General features: G+C 60.2%; 17 protein-coding genes. 4 read left to right on the forward strand and 13 right to left on the reverse strand.

Features of this window, described 5'->3' with window-relative positions:
- Positions 1-27: 27 nt before the first annotated feature.
- The 4 genes from CCGE525_RS31390 to uxuA form a co-directional block, all read right to left on the reverse strand.
- Entirely contained in the window at positions 28-837 is an 810-nt protein-coding gene (locus CCGE525_RS31390) for a transporter substrate-binding domain-containing protein (RefSeq protein WP_120708099.1), read from the reverse strand.
- Between the two features lie 59 nt (positions 838-896).
- Positions 897-1919 carry a Zn-dependent oxidoreductase gene (locus CCGE525_RS31395; RefSeq protein ID WP_120708100.1) on the reverse strand — a complete coding sequence of 341 codons (1023 nt, stop codon included), beginning with the start codon at positions 1917-1919 and terminating at the stop codon, positions 897-899.
- Between the two features lie 132 nt (positions 1920-2051).
- On the reverse strand, positions 2052-3461 hold the full coding sequence (locus tag CCGE525_RS31400; protein ID WP_414128040.1) for a mannitol dehydrogenase family protein: 1410 nt from the start codon (positions 3459-3461) through the stop codon (positions 2052-2054).
- Entirely contained in the window at positions 3458-4657 is a 1200-nt protein-coding gene (uxuA, locus tag CCGE525_RS31405; RefSeq protein ID WP_120708102.1) for a mannonate dehydratase, read from the reverse strand. The genes CCGE525_RS31400 and uxuA overlap by 4 nt, the downstream gene beginning before the upstream one ends.
- Before the next feature lie 154 nt (positions 4658-4811).
- Here uxuA and CCGE525_RS31410 point away from each other — a divergent pair, with 154 nt between their 5' ends.
- Together CCGE525_RS31410 and CCGE525_RS31415 are read left to right on the forward strand one after the other, a co-directional pair.
- Positions 4812-5513 carry a GntR family transcriptional regulator gene (locus tag CCGE525_RS31410; protein ID WP_120708103.1) on the forward strand — a complete coding sequence of 234 codons (702 nt, stop codon included), beginning with the start codon at positions 4812-4814 and terminating at the stop codon, positions 5511-5513.
- A gap of 231 nt (positions 5514-5744) precedes the next feature.
- On the forward strand, positions 5745-6776 hold the full coding sequence (locus CCGE525_RS31415) for an aldo/keto reductase (protein WP_120708104.1): 1032 nt from the start codon (positions 5745-5747) through the stop codon (positions 6774-6776).
- Positions 6777-6942: 166 nt separating this feature from the next.
- Here the strand turns inward: CCGE525_RS31415 and CCGE525_RS31420 are convergent, their stop codons facing one another.
- The 8 genes from CCGE525_RS31420 to CCGE525_RS31455 all read right to left on the reverse strand — a co-directional run bounded on the left by CCGE525_RS31420 (position 6943) and on the right by CCGE525_RS31455 (position 15442).
- The gene (locus CCGE525_RS31420) at positions 6943-8010 is read right to left on the reverse strand and encodes an isocitrate/isopropylmalate dehydrogenase family protein (RefSeq protein ID WP_120708105.1); all 1068 of its coding nucleotides are present in this window, start codon (positions 8008-8010) and stop codon (positions 6943-6945) included.
- Entirely contained in the window at positions 8010-9377 is a 1368-nt protein-coding gene (locus CCGE525_RS31425) for an MmgE/PrpD family protein (RefSeq protein WP_205587493.1), read from the reverse strand. Before CCGE525_RS31425 ends, CCGE525_RS31420 begins: the two co-directional genes overlap by 1 nt.
- 114 nt (positions 9378-9491) lie before the next feature.
- Positions 9492-10247: an SDR family NAD(P)-dependent oxidoreductase gene (locus tag CCGE525_RS31430; protein WP_120708106.1), complete on the reverse strand. Its 756-nt coding sequence runs from the start codon at positions 10245-10247 to the stop codon at positions 9492-9494.
- Positions 10244-11626: an MmgE/PrpD family protein gene (locus CCGE525_RS31435; RefSeq protein WP_120708107.1), complete on the reverse strand. Its 1383-nt coding sequence runs from the start codon at positions 11624-11626 to the stop codon at positions 10244-10246. The genes CCGE525_RS31430 and CCGE525_RS31435 overlap by 4 nt, the downstream gene beginning before the upstream one ends.
- Positions 11623-13161: a tripartite tricarboxylate transporter permease gene (locus tag CCGE525_RS31440; RefSeq protein ID WP_120708108.1), complete on the reverse strand. Its 1539-nt coding sequence runs from the start codon at positions 13159-13161 to the stop codon at positions 11623-11625. Before CCGE525_RS31440 ends, CCGE525_RS31435 begins: the two co-directional genes overlap by 4 nt.
- A gap of 10 nt (positions 13162-13171) precedes the next feature.
- Positions 13172-13657, reverse strand: a complete 486-nt coding sequence (locus tag CCGE525_RS31445) for a tripartite tricarboxylate transporter TctB family protein (protein ID WP_120708109.1) — start codon at positions 13655-13657, stop codon at positions 13172-13174.
- Between the two features lie 55 nt (positions 13658-13712).
- The gene (locus tag CCGE525_RS31450; protein ID WP_120708110.1) at positions 13713-14675 is read right to left on the reverse strand and encodes a Bug family tripartite tricarboxylate transporter substrate binding protein; all 963 of its coding nucleotides are present in this window, start codon (positions 14673-14675) and stop codon (positions 13713-13715) included.
- Positions 14676-14743: 68 nt separating this feature from the next.
- The gene (locus tag CCGE525_RS31455) at positions 14744-15442 is read right to left on the reverse strand and encodes an FCD domain-containing protein (RefSeq protein WP_162950358.1); all 699 of its coding nucleotides are present in this window, start codon (positions 15440-15442) and stop codon (positions 14744-14746) included.
- A 159-nt stretch (positions 15443-15601) separates the two neighbouring features.
- Here CCGE525_RS31455 and CCGE525_RS31460 point away from each other — a divergent pair, with 159 nt between their 5' ends.
- Positions 15602-16150 (forward strand): chromate transporter, encoded by a 549-nt coding sequence (locus tag CCGE525_RS31460; RefSeq protein ID WP_120708112.1) that lies wholly within the window; start codon positions 15602-15604, stop codon positions 16148-16150.
- A 13-nt stretch (positions 16151-16163) separates the two neighbouring features.
- Positions 16164-16694 carry a chromate transporter gene (locus CCGE525_RS31465; protein ID WP_120708113.1) on the forward strand — a complete coding sequence of 177 codons (531 nt, stop codon included), beginning with the start codon at positions 16164-16166 and terminating at the stop codon, positions 16692-16694.
- A gap of 65 nt (positions 16695-16759) precedes the next feature.
- On the opposite strand, the gene CCGE525_RS31470 is transcribed toward CCGE525_RS31465, so the two are convergent.
- Positions 16760-17734 (reverse strand): alpha/beta fold hydrolase, encoded by a 975-nt coding sequence (locus tag CCGE525_RS31470; RefSeq protein WP_162950359.1) that lies wholly within the window; start codon positions 17732-17734, stop codon positions 16760-16762.
- Positions 17735-17821 lie beyond the last annotated feature (87 nt).

The following is a 17821-nucleotide window of genomic DNA, read 5'->3' on the forward strand; positions in this document are numbered from 1 at the left end:
GGAGCGGCTTACGCCGCTCCGGTCGGATCAATATTGCGCCTGCAGCAAAGGCTGGTCGAAGCCGAACCAGGTCTTGAAAAGCGCCTTGTTGTCACCGGAAGCGTTGAACTGGTCGACGAACAGGTTGACGACCCGCAACCATTCGGCGTCCCCTGCCGGAACACCGATGGCAATTTCGGCGCGCGCAAGCGAACCGTCGACCTGGCGAAGCTTGCCTGCGTTATCGCTGATGGCCTTGCGATTGTAGAAATCGTCTTCCGCCATCGCGTCGACCTGTCCAGACAGCAGAGCGCTGAGCTCGTCGGCCTGGGTGTTGAAACGGACGAGCTGGGCATTGGGCATATGGGCCGGGACAGCGCGCTCCGCCGTACCACCGCGGGAAATGGCGACGCGGATCTTGGCCGCATTGGCCTCATCGATCGTCTTGTAAGGTGCGCTTTCCGGCACGAGGAGCCGCATGTTGGTCACGACATAGGGATTCGAAAAAGCAACCGATGTCGAACGCTCGACGTTGCGGGTGAAATCGGCGATCGTCACATCGACCTTGCCGGTCTGCAGCGACGTGACACGGCTCGGAATATCGGTAACGACGAATTCCGGATCAACCTTCAATGCCGCCGCAAGTTTTTTCGCGATTTCGATGTCGTAGCCGACAGGTACGCCGTCGGCACCAACAGTCGCGTAAGGCGGCAGGCTGCCGAGTACGGCAACGCGAAGCTTGCCGTTGGAAAGAACCGACTGGAGAACACTGCCGGACTCCGCGAAGGCTGGAATCGAAATGGCAGCAGCGATCGCGAGGCCGCCGAGAAGACCCAAAAATGCGCGTTTCAAAGACATAGATAACCCTCCCAAGGTCAAGAAAGATGAATGTTTCCGCCAAACGAGTGCGGCGGTGATTAGGAATCGAAGGCGAGCTGTACTTTGAGTGTCTGCTCGGGATGCCGCTCGATGAGGTCAAAAGCGGCGGCCGCGTCAGTGGCGGCAAAGGTCTGCGTGATCATCGCCGCCGGCTTGAGGGCGCCGCTTTCCAGCCAGCGGACCACTTCCGGAATGAAGCGGCGATTGAGACGGGAGCCGACGAGGCTCAACTCCTTGCGGACGATCTCCTGCTGGCTGACATTGCAAGGTGCAGAAGAAAATCCGAGCAGTCCGATCCTACCGGCCGGCGCCGCCACACGGCAGGCCTCCTCCAGCAGGGACGGAATTCCGGCACCGTCAACAACGACCGATGGACCGAGCCCATCCAATTCGCCGGCCACCATGTCCGGAACTGACTTTTCCAAAGAGTTGAACGCTACATCAGCCCCGAATTCACGAGCACGCTCAAGCCGCCTGTCGTCGATGTCGGCGACGATGCAACGCGCGCCTCTCATCTTGGCAACCTGTAGCACAGTCAAACCGACAGTGCCGGCGCCATAAATCAGCACCGTATCCTCGGGGCCGCAGCCGGTACGCGACAGCACGTTCGCAGCAACCGCCAGCGGCTCGGCAAGAGCCGCGATGTCGAAGCCGAGAGATGGCGAAACCTTTACTGCATTGTCTTCCGGGACGACAGCCACCGACCGAAAGCCGCCGTCATGGTGCACACCTATGACCTGCAGATTGGCACAGACATTCGACCGGCCGATACGGCAAGGATGGCATTTTCCGCAAGAAATGACTGGATCGGCGACCACATGATCTCCTACCGCCAGGCGCGATACGCCCGCACCGATCGCCTCTACTGTGCCGGCGAACTCATGACCAATGATACGGGGATAAACGACGAACGGGTTCGAGCCGTGCAGAATGTGGATGTCCGAACCGCAAATACCGGCCCGATTGACCCGGATCGAAACCTCGCCGGGCCCCACTCCCGCAACAGAACTCTCATCCTCCAACGCCAGCCGATAAGGCGCGCGTACCGCTATCGCAACCATGTATCCTCCCTGCTCCGACCAACGAGACCGCCTTCAAAGAAGCGGCGAAAGTGAAGCTTGCATACTTGTATCCAAGAATCCTGGGAGGCGCAAGGCCATTTTTAAGATGCGGTCGACAAAGCGTCTCTCACCTCAGCCTAGGGATTTCAGAAGCGAATTCACTCGGTTTCTCCAGGCCCTGTTTGCCTGTAATCCCCGGGGGAAAAGCCCCGGCACAGCAAAGAAGGAAGCGGTTTCGTCGTCCGCCTGCACCGCATCCGCCGCCGCCTTCAACAGTTCCCCGGATCGGGGATCGTCTAGAGTATCGGCCTGTTTGAGAAAGGCTATCCAGACGGCCGTAGCGAAGGCGAACTCAGCCCCGTCGCTTCCCGAAGAAAGAGCGTCGACGGCAGGCTGAAACAGGCGCTGCGGCAGTTTCTGTGAGCCGTCCATCGCGATCTGCAGCGTGCGATGGGCGATGGCCGGATTGGCAAACCTCTCCACCAACTGATCCATATAGTGGGCGAGATCGATGCCCGGCACGGGATCGAGCGTGCGAACCGCCGCCTGCATGTGCCGGCGGACCAGCGCAACATTCTCGGGCACCCCCATGACGTCGCGGACGAATTCGAGCTTCTGCAATTGCCCGAGGTAGGCGATTAGCGAGTGCGAACCATTCAGCAGCCGCAGCTTCATTTTCTCGTAGGGTTCGACATTCTCGACGAAGAGCGCGCCGCCCGCTTCCCAAGCGGGGCGATCCGAAACGAAATCATCCTCGATCACCCATTGCGAGAAAGTCTCGGCCTCGATCGACAGTCTGTCCTCCGCTCCCAGCAGCTTTTCGGCACGAGCGCGGGTTTCGGCCGTCGCAGCCGGAACGATGCGATCGACCATGCTGCAGGGAAAGGATACGTTTTCTTCGATCCATGCCGCCAGGCCTGGATCGAGCGCAGCGGCCATCTCGGTCACAAGGCGCCGGACGATGCGTCCATTGCTCGGGAGATTGTCACAGCAAAGTACCGTGAACGGTGGTAGACCGGCGTCCCGTCGTCGAGCGAGCCCCTCCGTCAAATAACCGATCACGCCGGTCGGGCGGGTCGGCGATTTCAGGTCACTGGCGATCGCGGGATGGGCGTGATCAATTCCACCGCCGACGGGGTCGATGCCATAAGCCTTTTCGCTGACAGTCAGCGTGACGACATGGACAGCTGGATCGGCAAGCCTCGCAAGGACAGCCTCCCCATCCTCGCTGGCCGCAAGCGCCTCCACGATCGAGCCGACAACCCTAACGCTATCGCCGGAGCTGTCACGCGCAACAACGCTATAAAGGCAATCCTGCGCCTGCATATCGTGGGCGATCTCTGTCGACCGCAGGCTGACGCCGACAATGCCCCAGTTTCCAAATGCATGCGCCAGCGCCGCATCCGTGTAAACCGCCTGGTGCGCGCGGTGAAAAGCACCGAGACCGATATGAACGATCCCCGGCTTTAGCGCGTGCCTGTCATAAGCAGGGGAGTGGATCGAAGCGGGTAATCGCGTGCGAGCAGTCAATCGTTCCATCAGCGGGCCAATCCATATTGGGGGTGCGACAAGGCGCGCTCGATGCCACGCAGTTCTGCGAGGCCTTTCAACCGGCCGATGGCAGGATAGCCCGGCTGTGCCCCGCGCGCCAAGTCATCAAGGATTTCCTGGCCATGGTCGGGCCGCATGAAGATCGTGTGATCGGCACGCCCCTCGGCCTTCCGCCGCCGCTCCTCCGAAAGGATTGCAGCAATCACCGCGACCATATCGGCATTTCCCTCAAGATGCTCGTCCTCGAAGAAGGAACCCGGCTGCGCCGTCGTTTCGCGGCGAACATTTCGGAGGTGGACGAAATGGATGCGAGAAGCCAGCCGCGAGACCATTGCCGGCAGATCATTGTCGCCACGCGCGCCAAGCGAGCCCGTGCAGAAGGTGACGCCGTTGGTGGGACTGTCGACCGCCTTCAGAATGTGCGCGTAATCCGCTTCAGTCGAGAGGATACGCGGCAGGCCGAGAAGCGGCCATGGCGGATCGTCTCCATGCGCGCAAAGCCGCATGCCCAGTCCTTCCGCGACCGGCACGACCTCGGACAGGAAGTCGATCAGATGGCTGCGAAGGCGTTCCGCATCGATGGCGCCGTAGCGCGCGAGTTCGGTGCGCAGTTCCGGCAGAGTATAGGCTTCTGCCTGCCCGGGAAGCCCTGCGCCGACACTGCGCGAAAGAATCAAACGCCTTTCTTCCGGCATCTCGGCAAAACGCTGCGCGGCAACCTCCACCAATTCAGCGGAATAATCAGTCGCCGCATCCGGCCGCTGCAGGATATTCAGATCGAAGGCGATGAAATCGACGAGGTCGAAACGCATGGCCTTCGCTCCGCTTGGAGTCGTCCAGCGCAGATCCGTACGCGTCCAATCGAGAACAGGCATAAAATTGTAGCAGACCGTGGAAATTCCTGCCTCGGCCAGACGGCGCAGCGTCTCCGCCCACGCCTTCACATGCTCTTTCCAATCCCCGGACATGGTCTTGATGCTCTCGGAAACGGGAATGCTTTCGACCAACTCCCACTCCAATCCGCCCTGCCGGATCTCATCCTGCCGCTTGCGGATTTCCTCCAATGGCCAAGCGACGCCGGTCGGAATGTGGTGGAGCGAGCTGACGATGCCATCCGCGCCGGCCTGAACGGCATCCCTGACGCTGACTTTGTCGATCGGTCCAAACCATCTCCACGTATGTCTCATCCTGACTTTTCCTTTGAAAACCGACGCCACCAAATCCGGCAATAATCACTCTCGATTCAAATACACTACCATGGTAATATGTCAATGAAGCTAGTCTGTGAGCGCCATCACGCCTTTGTGGTAAAAGCGTTCCACCACGCACCGGAGAACGACATTGGCTCTGACCGATAGACAATCGACATCCCTGCTTGCGATCGATCCGAAGTTGCCGATGGCGCCGCAGATCTACGGCAATATTCGCCAGTCGATCCTCAATCTCCGTCTCGTGCCCAAGCAGGCCCTGAGCGAAAAGGAACTCGCCCTCATGCTCGGCGTCAGCCGTACACCGGTTCGAGAAGCACTGATCAAGCTCGCCGAGGATGGGTTGGTCGATATCTTTCCCCAGCGCGGCACATTCGTTGCGCCGATCCGTGTTTCGGAAGTTCTGGAGGCGCAGTTCATTCGCGAAGCGCTTGAAGTGTCCGTTGTCGCGCGCGTGGCGGGAATGTCCGACCCCGCCGTCACCGCCCGTCTTCATGAGAGCCTGGCGCGGCAGAAGCGTGCGGCCGACCATGGCGATCTGGATGGTTTCTTGGCGGAGGATGAAAATTTTCATTTCATTCTGTCCGTATCCGTCAATCTGACACGAGCCTGGAAGGTCATCCAGAATGTCAAGGGCCAGCTCGACCGCGTTCGTGTTCTGAGCCTGCCCGAACCGGGCCACCTGGCTGAACTCTACGAGCAGCATCTGGCGATCGTAGCCGCCATCGAATCGGGCAATTCTTCGGCTGCCAAAAAACATATGGCCAAACATCTCCAGCAGGTGTTCCGCACCATCGATTCTCTGTTGGCAAAGAGACCCGAGATCTTTGATTGATCCACAAAGCAAAAGTGACGCCGCTTATTTTCCGAACCCACTTGGTTGCAGCGATATGATTGGCTATGGTTGCAGTGCGGCCCCCGCGCTGAAGCGCGTGGAGCGCCGAACGTCATTCGATGGCTGGAGGCCATCTCAAGCACGACATCGCTATAGATCACGGAGCTCTCGCTCTGCCGGCCGCTTTGCGGCGCGGGTGCAGGTGCAGGTGCTCCACCAGAGGAGGCAGGAATGGATTATCGCAAGCTCGGCCCCAGCGGGGCAGTCGTCACGGCATATTGCCTTGGCACCATGACCTTCGGCGCAGAAGCGGACGAAATGGAATCTCATAGATTGCTGGACGACTATTTCGCCTGGGGCGGCAATTTCATCGACACCGCTGACGTCTACAGCGCCGGCAGGTCGGAGGAGATCATTGGAAACTGGCTCAAAGCGCGGCCGACCGAGGCGCGACAGGCGGTTATCGCCACCAAAGGGCGCTTCCCGATGGGCACTGGACCGAACGATATCGGCCTGTCACGCCGGCACCTCAACCGGGCTCTGGATGACTCGCTGCGACGCCTCGGTGTCGAACACATCGACCTCTACCAGATGCACGCCTGGGACGCGCTGACCCCGATCGAAGAGACGCTGCGTTTCCTCGACGATGCCGTCTCTGCCGGCAAGATCGGCTATTATGGTTTTTCCAACTATGTCGGCTGGCATATCGCCAAGGCCGTCGAAATCGCCAAGGCGCGCGGCTATACGCGCCCGGTCACGCTTCAGCCGCAATACAACCTGCTTGTCCGCGATATCGAGCTTGAAATCGTCGCGGCTTGCCAGGATGCCGGCATGGGCCTTCTGCCCTGGTCGCCACTCGGCGGCGGCTGGCTGACCGGCAAATACAAACGCGACCAGATGCCGACGGGGGCGACCCGCCTCGGCGAAAACCCCAATCGCGGCAGCGAATCCTACGCCGCCCGCAACGCGCTGGAACGGACTTGGGCGATCATCGCAGTCGTCGAAGAGATTTCCAAGACACGCGGCGTCAGCATGGCGCAGGTGGCACTCGCCTGGACGGCAGCACGGCCGGCCGTGACCTCCGTCATCCTCGGCGCCCGCACACCCGGTCAGCTTGCCGACAATCTCGGTGCGGCAGAACTGACTCTATCGGAAGCGGAGATGAACAGGCTCAACGAAATCAGCGCGCCGCAGCCTGCAGAATACCCCTACGGCAAGGGTGGCATCAACCAGCGCCACCGCAAGATCGAAGGTGGCCGGTAAGATGTGTCGAGACGGCGGAGCGGCATTGCTTCTCCGCCAGTCGCAACCGAAGCGAAGTGCCTTCGTCACGCGCAGATTGGCGTCACTAGGATAATCTTACCGGTCGGGACATGGCAGGTTATCGCGCCAAAACATCCCGAACAGCAAGTTTTATCAACCTCATACGCTAGGCCAACGCCTTGATCTTCGATCGGATGGCCTCGCCCATTTCACTTGTCGACGACCGGCCGCCGAGATCCGGGGTAACGAATTGCTTCTCTTCGATGATTGAGTCGACTGCTTCGCGCATAAGCGAAGCTGCCGTGATCGCTTTCGGCTCCCGCTTCTTCCGACCGAGCCAATCGAAAAGCATGGCCCCCGACACGATCATCGCGAAGGGATTGGCAATGCCCTTTCCGGCGATGTCGGGTGCAGACCCATGCGTCGCCTGCGCCATGGCCAGATCCGGCCCGGCACACAGGCCCGGCGCCATGCCGAGCCCGCCGACAAGACCGGCAGCCTCGTCCGAAAGAATGTCGCCGAACATGTTGGTGGTGACGACGACGTCATATTGCTGTGGCTTCATTGCGAGACGCATGGCGAAGGTATCAACCATCGTCTCTTCATATTGGACGTCCGGAAAATCTTCGGCGACGCGCCGGCATTCCTCGGCAAACATGCCGCAGCCGAGCTTGAATACCGTATCCTTGTGAACGGCCGTCAGCTTCTTGCGGCGGCTTTGGGCCAATTCGAAAGCCGCACGCGCGACCTTGGACGAGCCGTTGCGCGTAATGACACGCACCGAAATCGTCATCTCCTCGCTCGGGCGGAACTCACCCGATCCGGCGACGACATTACGATCCGGCTGAAAGCCCTCATTGTTCTCCCGCACGATTACCAAGTCTACACCCTGATGCACGCAAGGAAGGCTGCGATAGGAACGCGCCGGCCTTATGTTGGCGTAGAGATCGAAGTGCTTGCGCAGGATCGGGTGCGGATTGATCGCCGATGGACTCTTCGGATAGGCTTGGTGACCGATCGGCCCCAGCACCCAGCCGTCAAGCTTCGACAACTGCTCCAAGGTGTCGGCCGGCATCGTCGTACCGAGTTCGTCATAGGCGGCGCGGCCGATCGGCAACGCCGTCCAGGCAACTTCCAGATCGGTCACGGCCGCCGCCGCGCGCATGGCCGCGATTGTTTCGGGGACGATCTCGTGGCCGATATCGTCGCCATTCAAGATCCCGATACTGAGCATCAGACAGCCTCCGCCTGTCGTGCCCTGGCAACGTTCGCGCCGGCGCGGGCGATTTCGGAGGCATCTGCGAGTTCGCCGATCTTCCAGGCGAGTTCGAGCAGAGCCGCCGAGCCGGCTTGACCAAGCACCGGATCGACAAGCCCACGGAATTTCGCTTCAAGATCCGCATTGCTCATCGGCCGTTCCAGGCTACCGATCGCATGGGCGACATGCTTGTCGAGAACGCGGCCATCGATCGTCGTCAGCCGCACCTTCACCTCGTCCTCGTGGATGCTCTGGCTTGCAGTGGTGCTCACCCGATCACGCAACGCAATGACCTTAGGATCGCGCACCACGTCGTCGTCATATTCGCCTTCGCCGGCCGCGCCATAGATGATCGCGGCAGCGGCCGAGTGATAGACGCTGAACTTGCCTTCGAGCCCCGTGCGCGGCGTCTTCTTGCCGGTGAGTTCCAGTACCAGCGGATGTACCTCAAGTTCGATCGAAGCAACGTCCTCGGCCTTCAGGCCGTGTTCGTTGCGAAGCTGCACGCAACCGTCGATCGCCGGATGGATGACGATGCCGCAGGCGAACGGCTTATAGGTGTTGAGACTGATCTCGAAATGCTCGCCCAGGCCCTGGGTGATCTCATCGAAATTGCGGGCGGCCGACATCACATGCGCGAAACCGCGCGGCGCTTCCAGCACACGGTCGGAACTAGTGAAATTTTGTTTGGCGAGCAATGCGGCCGTCATGCCGTTTTGTGCGGCGCGGCCGGGATGGAAGCTCTTGCACATCGTTCCGAACATTTCGCGGAACCCCGAGGATTGGGTGCCGGCGATGCCGAGCGCCCAAACCATCTGTTGTTCGTCGAGCTTCAAGAGCTTGCCGACCGCCGCCGCCGCGCCGAAGACTCCTGCAGTGCCGGTGATATGCCAGCCGATATCGTAATGGGCGGGATATACCGCGTTACCGATCCGGCATTCGGTTTCGACGCCGAGAATGAAGGCATGCAGGAAATCGGCACCGGAAACCGGATGATGCTCTGCAAAGGCCAGAATGGCCGAAGCGACGGGACCGGCGGGATGGATGATCGTGCGCAGATGCGTATCGTCGAAATCGAAGACGTGGCTCGAAATGCCGTTCAGCAGCGCGGCATTGAGAATATCGGTCTTCTCGCCGCGGCCAAGCACGGTTGCCTGGCCTGCGCCTATGAATGGCCGCAGCGCTTCCGTTGCTCGATCGAGAGTCGGATGAACGGAACCGCCGACGGCGCAGCCGAGCCAGTTCAGGAACGAGCGCACGGCTTCCCGTTTGACGGCGGCGGGAACATCGTCCGGCTTCGCCTGAACCAGATAGCGCGCAAGAATCCGGGTCACTTCAGTCATGGGTATTCCTTTTCGAAAATAATAATGTCTTGGGAGCCGGCAGACGCGCTCGGGAAAAGCCGCTGCCGTTGAAAGTCGCAAGACCGGCCGGAGGCCGATCGCGCAAACTGCAATTCATGGCAGGAAGACCCCACCATTGGCATGGATCGTCTGACCGGTCAGGTAACGAGCATTCGGACCGGCGAGGAACTGAACCAGGGCGGCCACTTCTTCCGGCCGTCCGCGACGACCGACCAAAGGGGCATGCACGGCGTGATGGGCGGGATTTTGTGCTGAGGAACGGCCACGCGCTGTGCCGATCATACCGGGCACGACGCAATTGACGGTGATCCCCTGCGGCGCCAGGTCATGCGCGAGTCCGCGCGTCAGTCCGACGATGCCCGCCTTGGCTGTCACCACATGCGCACGATTGGCCGCGCCCGTATGGGCGGACATGCCGCCGATGTTGATGATCGCTGCATTGTCGGAACGTGAAAGCGCCGGCTGCGCGGCCTTCGCCATCAGGAAGGCGCCATCTAGGATGATGCTCAACACCTCACGCCATTCCGCGTATGAGAGATCGGCAAAGGGCGTTTCACGGCGGTTAGCGGCGTTGTTGACGACGCAATCAAGTTTGCCGAAGGCGTCAAGCGCGCTTGCGACCAACCGTTGAGCTCCCTCCTCGGTGGCGACATCCGCCAATGTTACGATCGCGCGACCGCCGGCGGACTGAATCTCCGCCGCGGCTGCTTCCGCTTCTGCCCGAGAACTGAGGGCATTGACCACTACGGCGGCGCCGGCAGATGCCAAGTCGAGCGCGATCTGACGGCCAATGTTGCGGGCAGCGCCTGTCACAATTGCGACGCGGCCTGCGAGGCTCTGTTCGCTCACAGCGCAAACTCCTTCAATCGATCGATATCAGCGCCGTCGAAAATCGTTTGCGAGAGTGTAAGAAAAGCGAGTGCCGTCTCCCGACTCCAGCCGCCATAGACGGCATTGTCGACGAACTTCGTCTCTATCTCTTCCACCGTCAGCGGCGCATGCTTGCCGCCGCGCATATAGGGCTGACGGAATTCCAGCTGCGAACCGTCCGAAAGCGTCGCCAGGAGATGGCCAGTGAAGTTCTTCGGATATTCGTCGTTCGGATCGATGCGATAGCGGATCTTCGCCGCAAGCGCCCTTACTGCCGGATCGGCGATGCGTTCCCCAGTGAATTGCGCGAGCCCCGCCTTGCGATCGAGGAAGCCGAAAGCCATGCAGATGGGGGTCGAGAATTTCGCGGCGTAGGGCGTCTGCGGCGCGTGCTTGACCGCAAGCGGTTCCCATAGCCGATGCACCGTGCCTTCGCCGACATCGCAGACGATCTCCACGATCTGATCCGCGCTGACGCCGGTCTCGGCGAGTTGGACAGCGCAGTCGATAAACGGTTGCGTCATCGTCCCGCATGCATAGGGCTTGAAGGCGATGGTCTCCATGATCCAATCTTGACCAAGATCGCGGAGAAGAACGCCGAAGTCGGGTTCACGTGACGGTGCAAAGGCGTGGAAGAAACCATGTGTGCCTTCCATCACTGTACGAGGGCCGAGGAACCCGCCGCGAGCCATGAGCGCCGCGCGTATGCCGGACTGGGCGGCGTTGCCGGCATGCATGCGTTTGGTCCAGGTGCCTTCGGCCAGGTATTCTATGATACCCGCCGCCATGCTGCCGGCAATGCCGATCGCCGAGACCGTCTCGCTTTCGCTGAGGCCGAGACTGGCGGAAACGGCCGCAGCAGCAGCGACCGTGCCGATAACGGCGGTCGGATGGAACCCCGCTGTATGGATTGCCTTCGGTGCAACGAGGCTCAGACGGCAGAGAAGCTCGACGCCCACAGCGACCCCCTTCAGGAGCCTGTCGCCGCTAAGCCCCTCACGCTCGCAAATGGCAAGCACCGCCGGCACGATGACGGCGCCGGAATGAACCGGCCCGCCCTCGAAAGTATCGTCGTAATCTTCGCCATGCGCGGCGGTGCCGTTGATTAGTGCGGCGCTGAAAGCATCGAAACCGCCGTGATGGCCGATCGCGGTGGTGACACCCTTGTCGGTCGCGGCAATCGTTGCGGCGACATAGTCTTCGTTCCGGGCGGCGATGGCGAGGCCCGCCACGTCGACGATCAACATACGCGAAATGTCGATCGCCTTTTTCGAAATCCCGTCACGGGAGAGGCCGGCGATCCACTGCGCCAGAGTCTCGGCGATGGTGGTCGTGGCAAGAGGACTATGCTGGTTCACGAGTGGCCTTTCACGATTTGGGACTCTTGGGCAGGCTGGGAGGACTGCGCTGTCTTGTCATTCCTGCGGCGGCCGCGGACATGTCCGACGAGGGAGCCGACGATGAAGAGAAGTGCGACGGCGAGCAGGCCGGCCGAGATCGGATCGGTGATGAAGGTCGAGTAGTCACCGGCCGAGAGCACCAGCGCCCGCCGATAGTTGGATTCGATCAGGAATCCGAGAACCACACCGAGCACCATCGGCAGGAACGGCAGCCGGAAATAACGCATGGCATAGCCGAGGGCGCCGAAGGACAGCGCAACGCCGACCTGGAACAGGCTGTATTCGATCGCGTAGACGCCGGAGACCAGCAATGCGAAGATGAACGCCATCAGGTAGGATTTCGGCCGGTTCACCAGCCAGATGCAAGGCGGCATGAAGGCGTAGCCTGCGACAAGCAATGCGATGACGCTGACGCCAAGGCCGACATAGAGGTCAAACACGATATCGGCATGCTGCACGAACAGCATCGGTCCGGGAATAAGGTCCTGGATCAGGAAGCCGCCGAGCAGGACGGCCGTGGAGTTCGTACCGGGAATACCGAGACTCAGCAGCGGAATGAGCGCGGTCTTGGAAACCGTGGTGTTGGCGGTTTCCGGCGCGGCGATGCCTTCCGGTGCGCCCTTGCCGAACTCGTCCTTGTGGCGCGACCAGCGGCGCGCTTCGTTATAGGCAAGAAAGGCTGCCACTGTCCCGCCGGCGCCAGGCGTCACACCTTCGATGACGCCGACGATCATGCCGATCAGTTGCGCCGGCCAGATCCGTTTCCAGATGGCTTTGCTCGGGAACCTGACACGAGCCGAACCCGCATCCGCCTTGTCCCACGCGGGCTCGCTTGCCGTCGCCATCAACTCGCTCAGCGCATAGAGACCGACGAGAACGAGGATCGGCGGAATGCCGGAGAGAAGTTCCGGGCTGCCGAAGGTGAAGCGATTGAGGCCGGTCACGGGATCGGTGCCGATGGCTGCGATCATCAGTCCGAGAACGCCGGCCATCAAACCCTTGATCAGATTTTCACCGGCCAACGACCCGATGACGCTCAGACCGAGGATGCCTAGCGCGAAATAAGAGGTCGGATGAAAGGCCAGCGCCAGACGAGACAACGGCTCCGTCAGCAGCACCAGGACAACGAGCCCGAAAATGCCGCCGAGAATACCGGAATAGAGCGAGATACCAAGCGCTTCGCCCGCCCGACCCTGCTGCTTCATTGCATAGCCGTCAAGGACAGTGGCCGCCGCCGCATTGGTCCCCGGCGTGCGGATCAGAATGGCCGGAATGGAGCCGCCATATTCCGCGCCAAAATAGGCCGACGCCAAAAGCACGATCGCCATCGACGATTGCATACCGTAAGTGAAGGGCAGGAGGAGCGCCATTGCGATCGATGCGGAGATGCCCGGCATCGAGCTTCCAACGACGCCCCAGGCGACACCGGCGAAGGCTGCGAAGATGATGCCCGGCGTGGTCAGGACATCGAGCAGATGCATGAAAACAGCCATGCCGTCCTCCTCAGATCAGCGACGGCCACAGCCCGGCAGGCTGCGGAACTTGCAGGATTTCAACGAAGATCACCCAGAAAACCACGCCGCCGGCTGCGGCAATCGGCAGCATCCATGGCGTAAGGCGACGTTCCAGATACCAGGCGACAAAGAAGATCAGGAGGGCCAGCGACAGAATGTATCCGAGCCAAGGCAGGATCGCGATGTAAGCTGCGCCCATAAGCACCATGCCGGCAGCACGCAACGCGGCGTAACGGTCGCTTTTTACCGTGTTCTTGCCGGCGCTGACGACGGCATGAACACCGCCGCCGCGCCCGAGAAGCGTGTTGGCGATCAAGAGCAGCGACAAAATACCGAGCACGATCGCGTAGCTGATCGGCAGGCCCTGCGGTCCGACGGAGTCGGCGAGCATGCTGTGCGGGATGGCTGCTGCAACGCTGTAATAGGCTATGGCGAGCGCGAGCATCAGGATGCCGCAAACGAGATCGCGTTTCATGGGACGAAGCCTCTGAACTCGAAGGGAAAGCAGGCGGCGATAGCGCCGCCGCTTGTTACTGGATGACGCCGGAAGCCTTCAGGAAGGCCTGCGTATCGCTGCCGAACTTGTTCATGAAGCTCACGTATTCATCATGCTTCATGAAGCCCGGCTCAAGATCGTTTTCCGTGTAGATCTTCTTGTATTTCGGGTCTGCGAGCAGCTTCGGGATCGCCGCTTCCCAGGCCGCAATGACCGCCGGGGGCAGGTTCTTCGGGCCAGCAAGGCCGCGGAATTTGACCACCGATACATCGATGCCCTGTTCCTTCGCCGTCTTCAGATCTGGAAAGAGGTTCAGACGGTGGTCGCCGACAACGGCCAGCATGCGCAGCTTGCCTGCATCGAGTTGGGCGCGAATTTCGCCGATCTCGCCAACGCCGATGTCCAGCGTGCCATTCAGCACGTTGATCTGCATATCGCCACCGCCTTCGAAGGTGATGATGGACGCATTGACGCCGGTCTTCGCCTTGATCTGCTCGAGAACCTGCCGCTCGAGCGAGGCAGGGTTCGCAGCACCCCATTTGCCACGACCCTCCTCAGCGGCGGCAATGACATCCGGCAGCGTCTGGAACTTGGAATCCACCGAGGTGTAGATCACCTCAGGATCGTAGAAGACATTTACCAGCGGCTCCATATCCTTGTAGGTCGCTTCGGGCGTGCTGAGCAGGGACGTATAAATATAGGTCGGCGTCGTCGCGTAGAACCAGCTACCATCTGGCGTTGAGGAGGCTACCGTCGACATGGCCTTGGCACCGCTGCCACCGGTGACATTTTCGACGACCAGCTTCGGCCCCAGATAGGGCTGGAGATAGGGCAGCATTTCACGCAGAAACACGTCACTACCGCCGCCGGGACTGGAATGCGTGACGAGCTTGACGATCGGCGCAGGATACTTTTGCTGAGCGATAGCCGCGCTGAAAGGCAGGGTTACGAGTGCAAGCGCCAATGAAATTGCTTTAGGTTTAAAATTAATTCCCATGCGATATTTCCTCCCATCGCAATTGGATGTTGAACGTCGCTCCCTCAGCGCCATCTCAGAAAAATGAATTAGGCAGTCTTGCCGGCTAGCTCCTTGGCTCTGCCGGGATCTTCGACATGCAGCATTCGATCCTTACCCCGCTGAACGTGATCGAAGGCTGCCCTGAATGCAGCCTCGGGATCGCGCGCCTTGAGGGCATCGACAATCTGCCGGTGCTCCAGGTTCGAGCGCTCGAGACCGCCGCCATGCAGCAGACCTCTCGCGCGGAAGAGATGCAGTTCCTTGATCAAAGCCGCATAGTCATCAACCAGCCGCTTGTTGCCGGACCCCTGCAAGATCGCCTGATGAAACTTCAAGTTGACTGGATAATATTCGTCGAGCGACCCCTGCTCGGCGAACCTGTCCATCGTATCCAACAGCTCGTCCAATTTGGCGAGGTCGGCTTCACTCATGCGTGCGGCCGAAAGCCTGGCAGCCAAGCCGAAAAGCGCCGCGCGCACATCGTAGACATCCAGAGCCTCCTCTTCGCTGACGCTGCGCACGAATACGCCGCGGTTGGGGATAAGCTCCAGCAACCCACTCTCTGCAAGCGCTCGGCACGCCTCACGGATCGGCCCGCGGCTCACCTGAAAGCGCGTCGCAAGGGCGTTCTCGTTCAGCCGCTCTCCACTGGCGAAATGGCCCGACAAAACAAGCTGCTCGATCTCGTGCTTAAGCACGCTCGTCATCGACTGGAAACGGAGGATATCTAGGTCTGGTGTCTTCATGGCCGAAGTCGTAAATCGCATTCTGTAAATTGTCAACAAATTTCAATTTACGAAATTGCCGTACCTCCATCGCTTGCTAAAGGCCGTGGCGGCCAATAAGAACGATGGCGCCCCTATCCTCCATTTGCAGACGCCGCACATATAGAAGGACGCGCCACCATGCGGAATTCGCAAGGTCAAAGCCCGACTGCTCTCGGACTGTTTCTCATCTTCGCCCGCATCGGCCTCACCAGTTTTGGTGGCGGATTAAGCGGCTGGTTTCTGCGAGAGTTCGTTCAGATGCGGAAATGGATGACGGAAGAAGAGTTTTTCAACGGGCTGGCCATTTCGCAGGCTTTGCCCGGGATCAACATCAAGAACCTGGCCATCTGGATCGGCTATCGCATGCTCGGCCGCAAGGGCGCCGTTGCCGGTTTTCTCGGGATCATCGTCCCACCCGGGATCGTCATCGTCCTGCTCGGGACTTTGTTCGCCTCACTGATGCGGTTCGATGTAACCCATCTGCTTCTCGAAGGAGCAGCTGCCGCGGCTGTGGGATTATCACTGTCGATGGGATTGACGGCAGCTTGGCGCGTTCCGCGCGAGGTCATGCCGATTGCCCTGATGATCGCCACTTTCGTTGCAATCGGCATCCTCCATTGGCCCCTGATTTGGACTGTGCTGGGTGCCGGATCGGTCAGCGTCGCCCTCTCCTATTTCAATGTCTGAGGACGACGGACCGATGTCAAATCCGCTTTGGGATCTGCTGACCGTCTTTGCACCAATTTCCATCGTGACGATCGGCGGCGGGCAAAGCGCCATCGCCGACATCCATCGTCAGGTCGTCGACGTCCACCACTGGATGACGCAAGCCGAATTCGTCAACGCCTTCGCCATTTCGCGGATGACCCCAGGGCCAGGCTCATTGTTGGCGACGTTAATCGGCTGGCAGGTCGCAGGCTTCTGGGGCGCCGTCGTCGCAACACTCGCCCTGTTTGGGCCTACCGCCTTCCTGATTTACGGCGTGGCTCATGTCTGGTCGCGTTTCCAGGGCGCGCGCTGGCAGATCGCCCTGGAAACCGGCCTCAGGCCGATCGCCGCCGGCATGATCCTGGCCGCAACCTATATTCTCTTCAACGCGATGGATGGGGGGTGGGTGGCTGAAGGTGTCGCGCTCGCGTCCACTGCGGTTCTCATGTTAACACGCATCAATCCCCTGCTCTTGCTGGCGTGCGGCGCCGGCATTTTTGTAAGCCTGCATGGAATTGTGTGAGACGGACAACACATTGTCCGTCAAGCGCCCGCCTCCCGGCGGGCGCTCTCTTCTTCTGAGAATAGTTATGCCTTGAAGAAGGCAAGCAGGTCGGCATTGATGGCGTCTGCATGGGTGGTGGCCATGCCGTGCGGGAAGCCCTTATAGACTTTCAATGTCGCGTTCTTGAGCAACTTGGAAGACAGAAGCGCTGAATCTGCGATCGGCACGATCTGGTCGTCATCGCCGTGCATCACCAGCACCGGCACATCGATCTTCTTCAGATCCTCGGTGAAATCGGTTTCCGAGAAGGCCTTGATGCAGTCGTAGTGAGCCTTGGCGCCGCCCATCATGCCCTGACGCCACCAGTTATCGATGATGCCCTCCGAGACAGTCGCACCCGGACGATTGAAGCCGTAGAATGGGCCGGCGGGAACATCGTGGAAGAACTGGGCGCGGTTGGCCGCAAGCGCTGCACGGAAACCGTCGAACACTTCGATCGGCAGACCACCAGGATTCTTCTCGGACTTGACCATAATCGGAGGAACCGCACCGATCAGTACCGCCTTGGAAACCCGGCCGTTACCGCCGTGCTTGGCCACATAGCGGGCAACTTCACCGCCGCCGGTCGAATGGCCGACGTGAATGGCACCCTTCAGGTCGAGGTGAGCGGCGAGTTCTGCGACGTCAGCGGCGTAGGTATCCATTTCATTGCCGGCCGCCGTCTGGCTCGAGCGGCCGTGACCGCGGCGGTCATGGGCGATGACGCGGTAGCCCTGGTTCAGGAAAAACAGCATCTGCGCATCCCAGTCGTCGGCACTCAGCGGCCAGCCGTGATGGAAGACGATCGGCTGACCTGTACCCCAGTCCTTGTAGAAGATCTGCGTTCCGTCCTTGGTCGTAATCGTGCTGCTGCTCATAGTGTCCTTACCTTTCGAAGATTGCTTTGCGGGAGAGGCTTGTGTGGTTTGAGCGAAGGGCATAACGGCGGCCGTGGCGGCCAGGCCGAGTCCGGCCGTCATGACACCTCGGCGGGTAACTTGATTGATCGACTGGCTCATTTCAATCTCCATTAATTTCATATCGCGATATTTGTTATCGCGATATATATACGTTTAAGGCCATTTCAAATTGTTGTCTATAAAAAA

The sequence above is a fragment of the Rhizobium jaguaris genome (assembly GCF_003627755.1).
In the GTDB taxonomy this organism is placed as follows: Bacteria; Pseudomonadota; Alphaproteobacteria; order Rhizobiales; family Rhizobiaceae; genus Rhizobium; species Rhizobium jaguaris.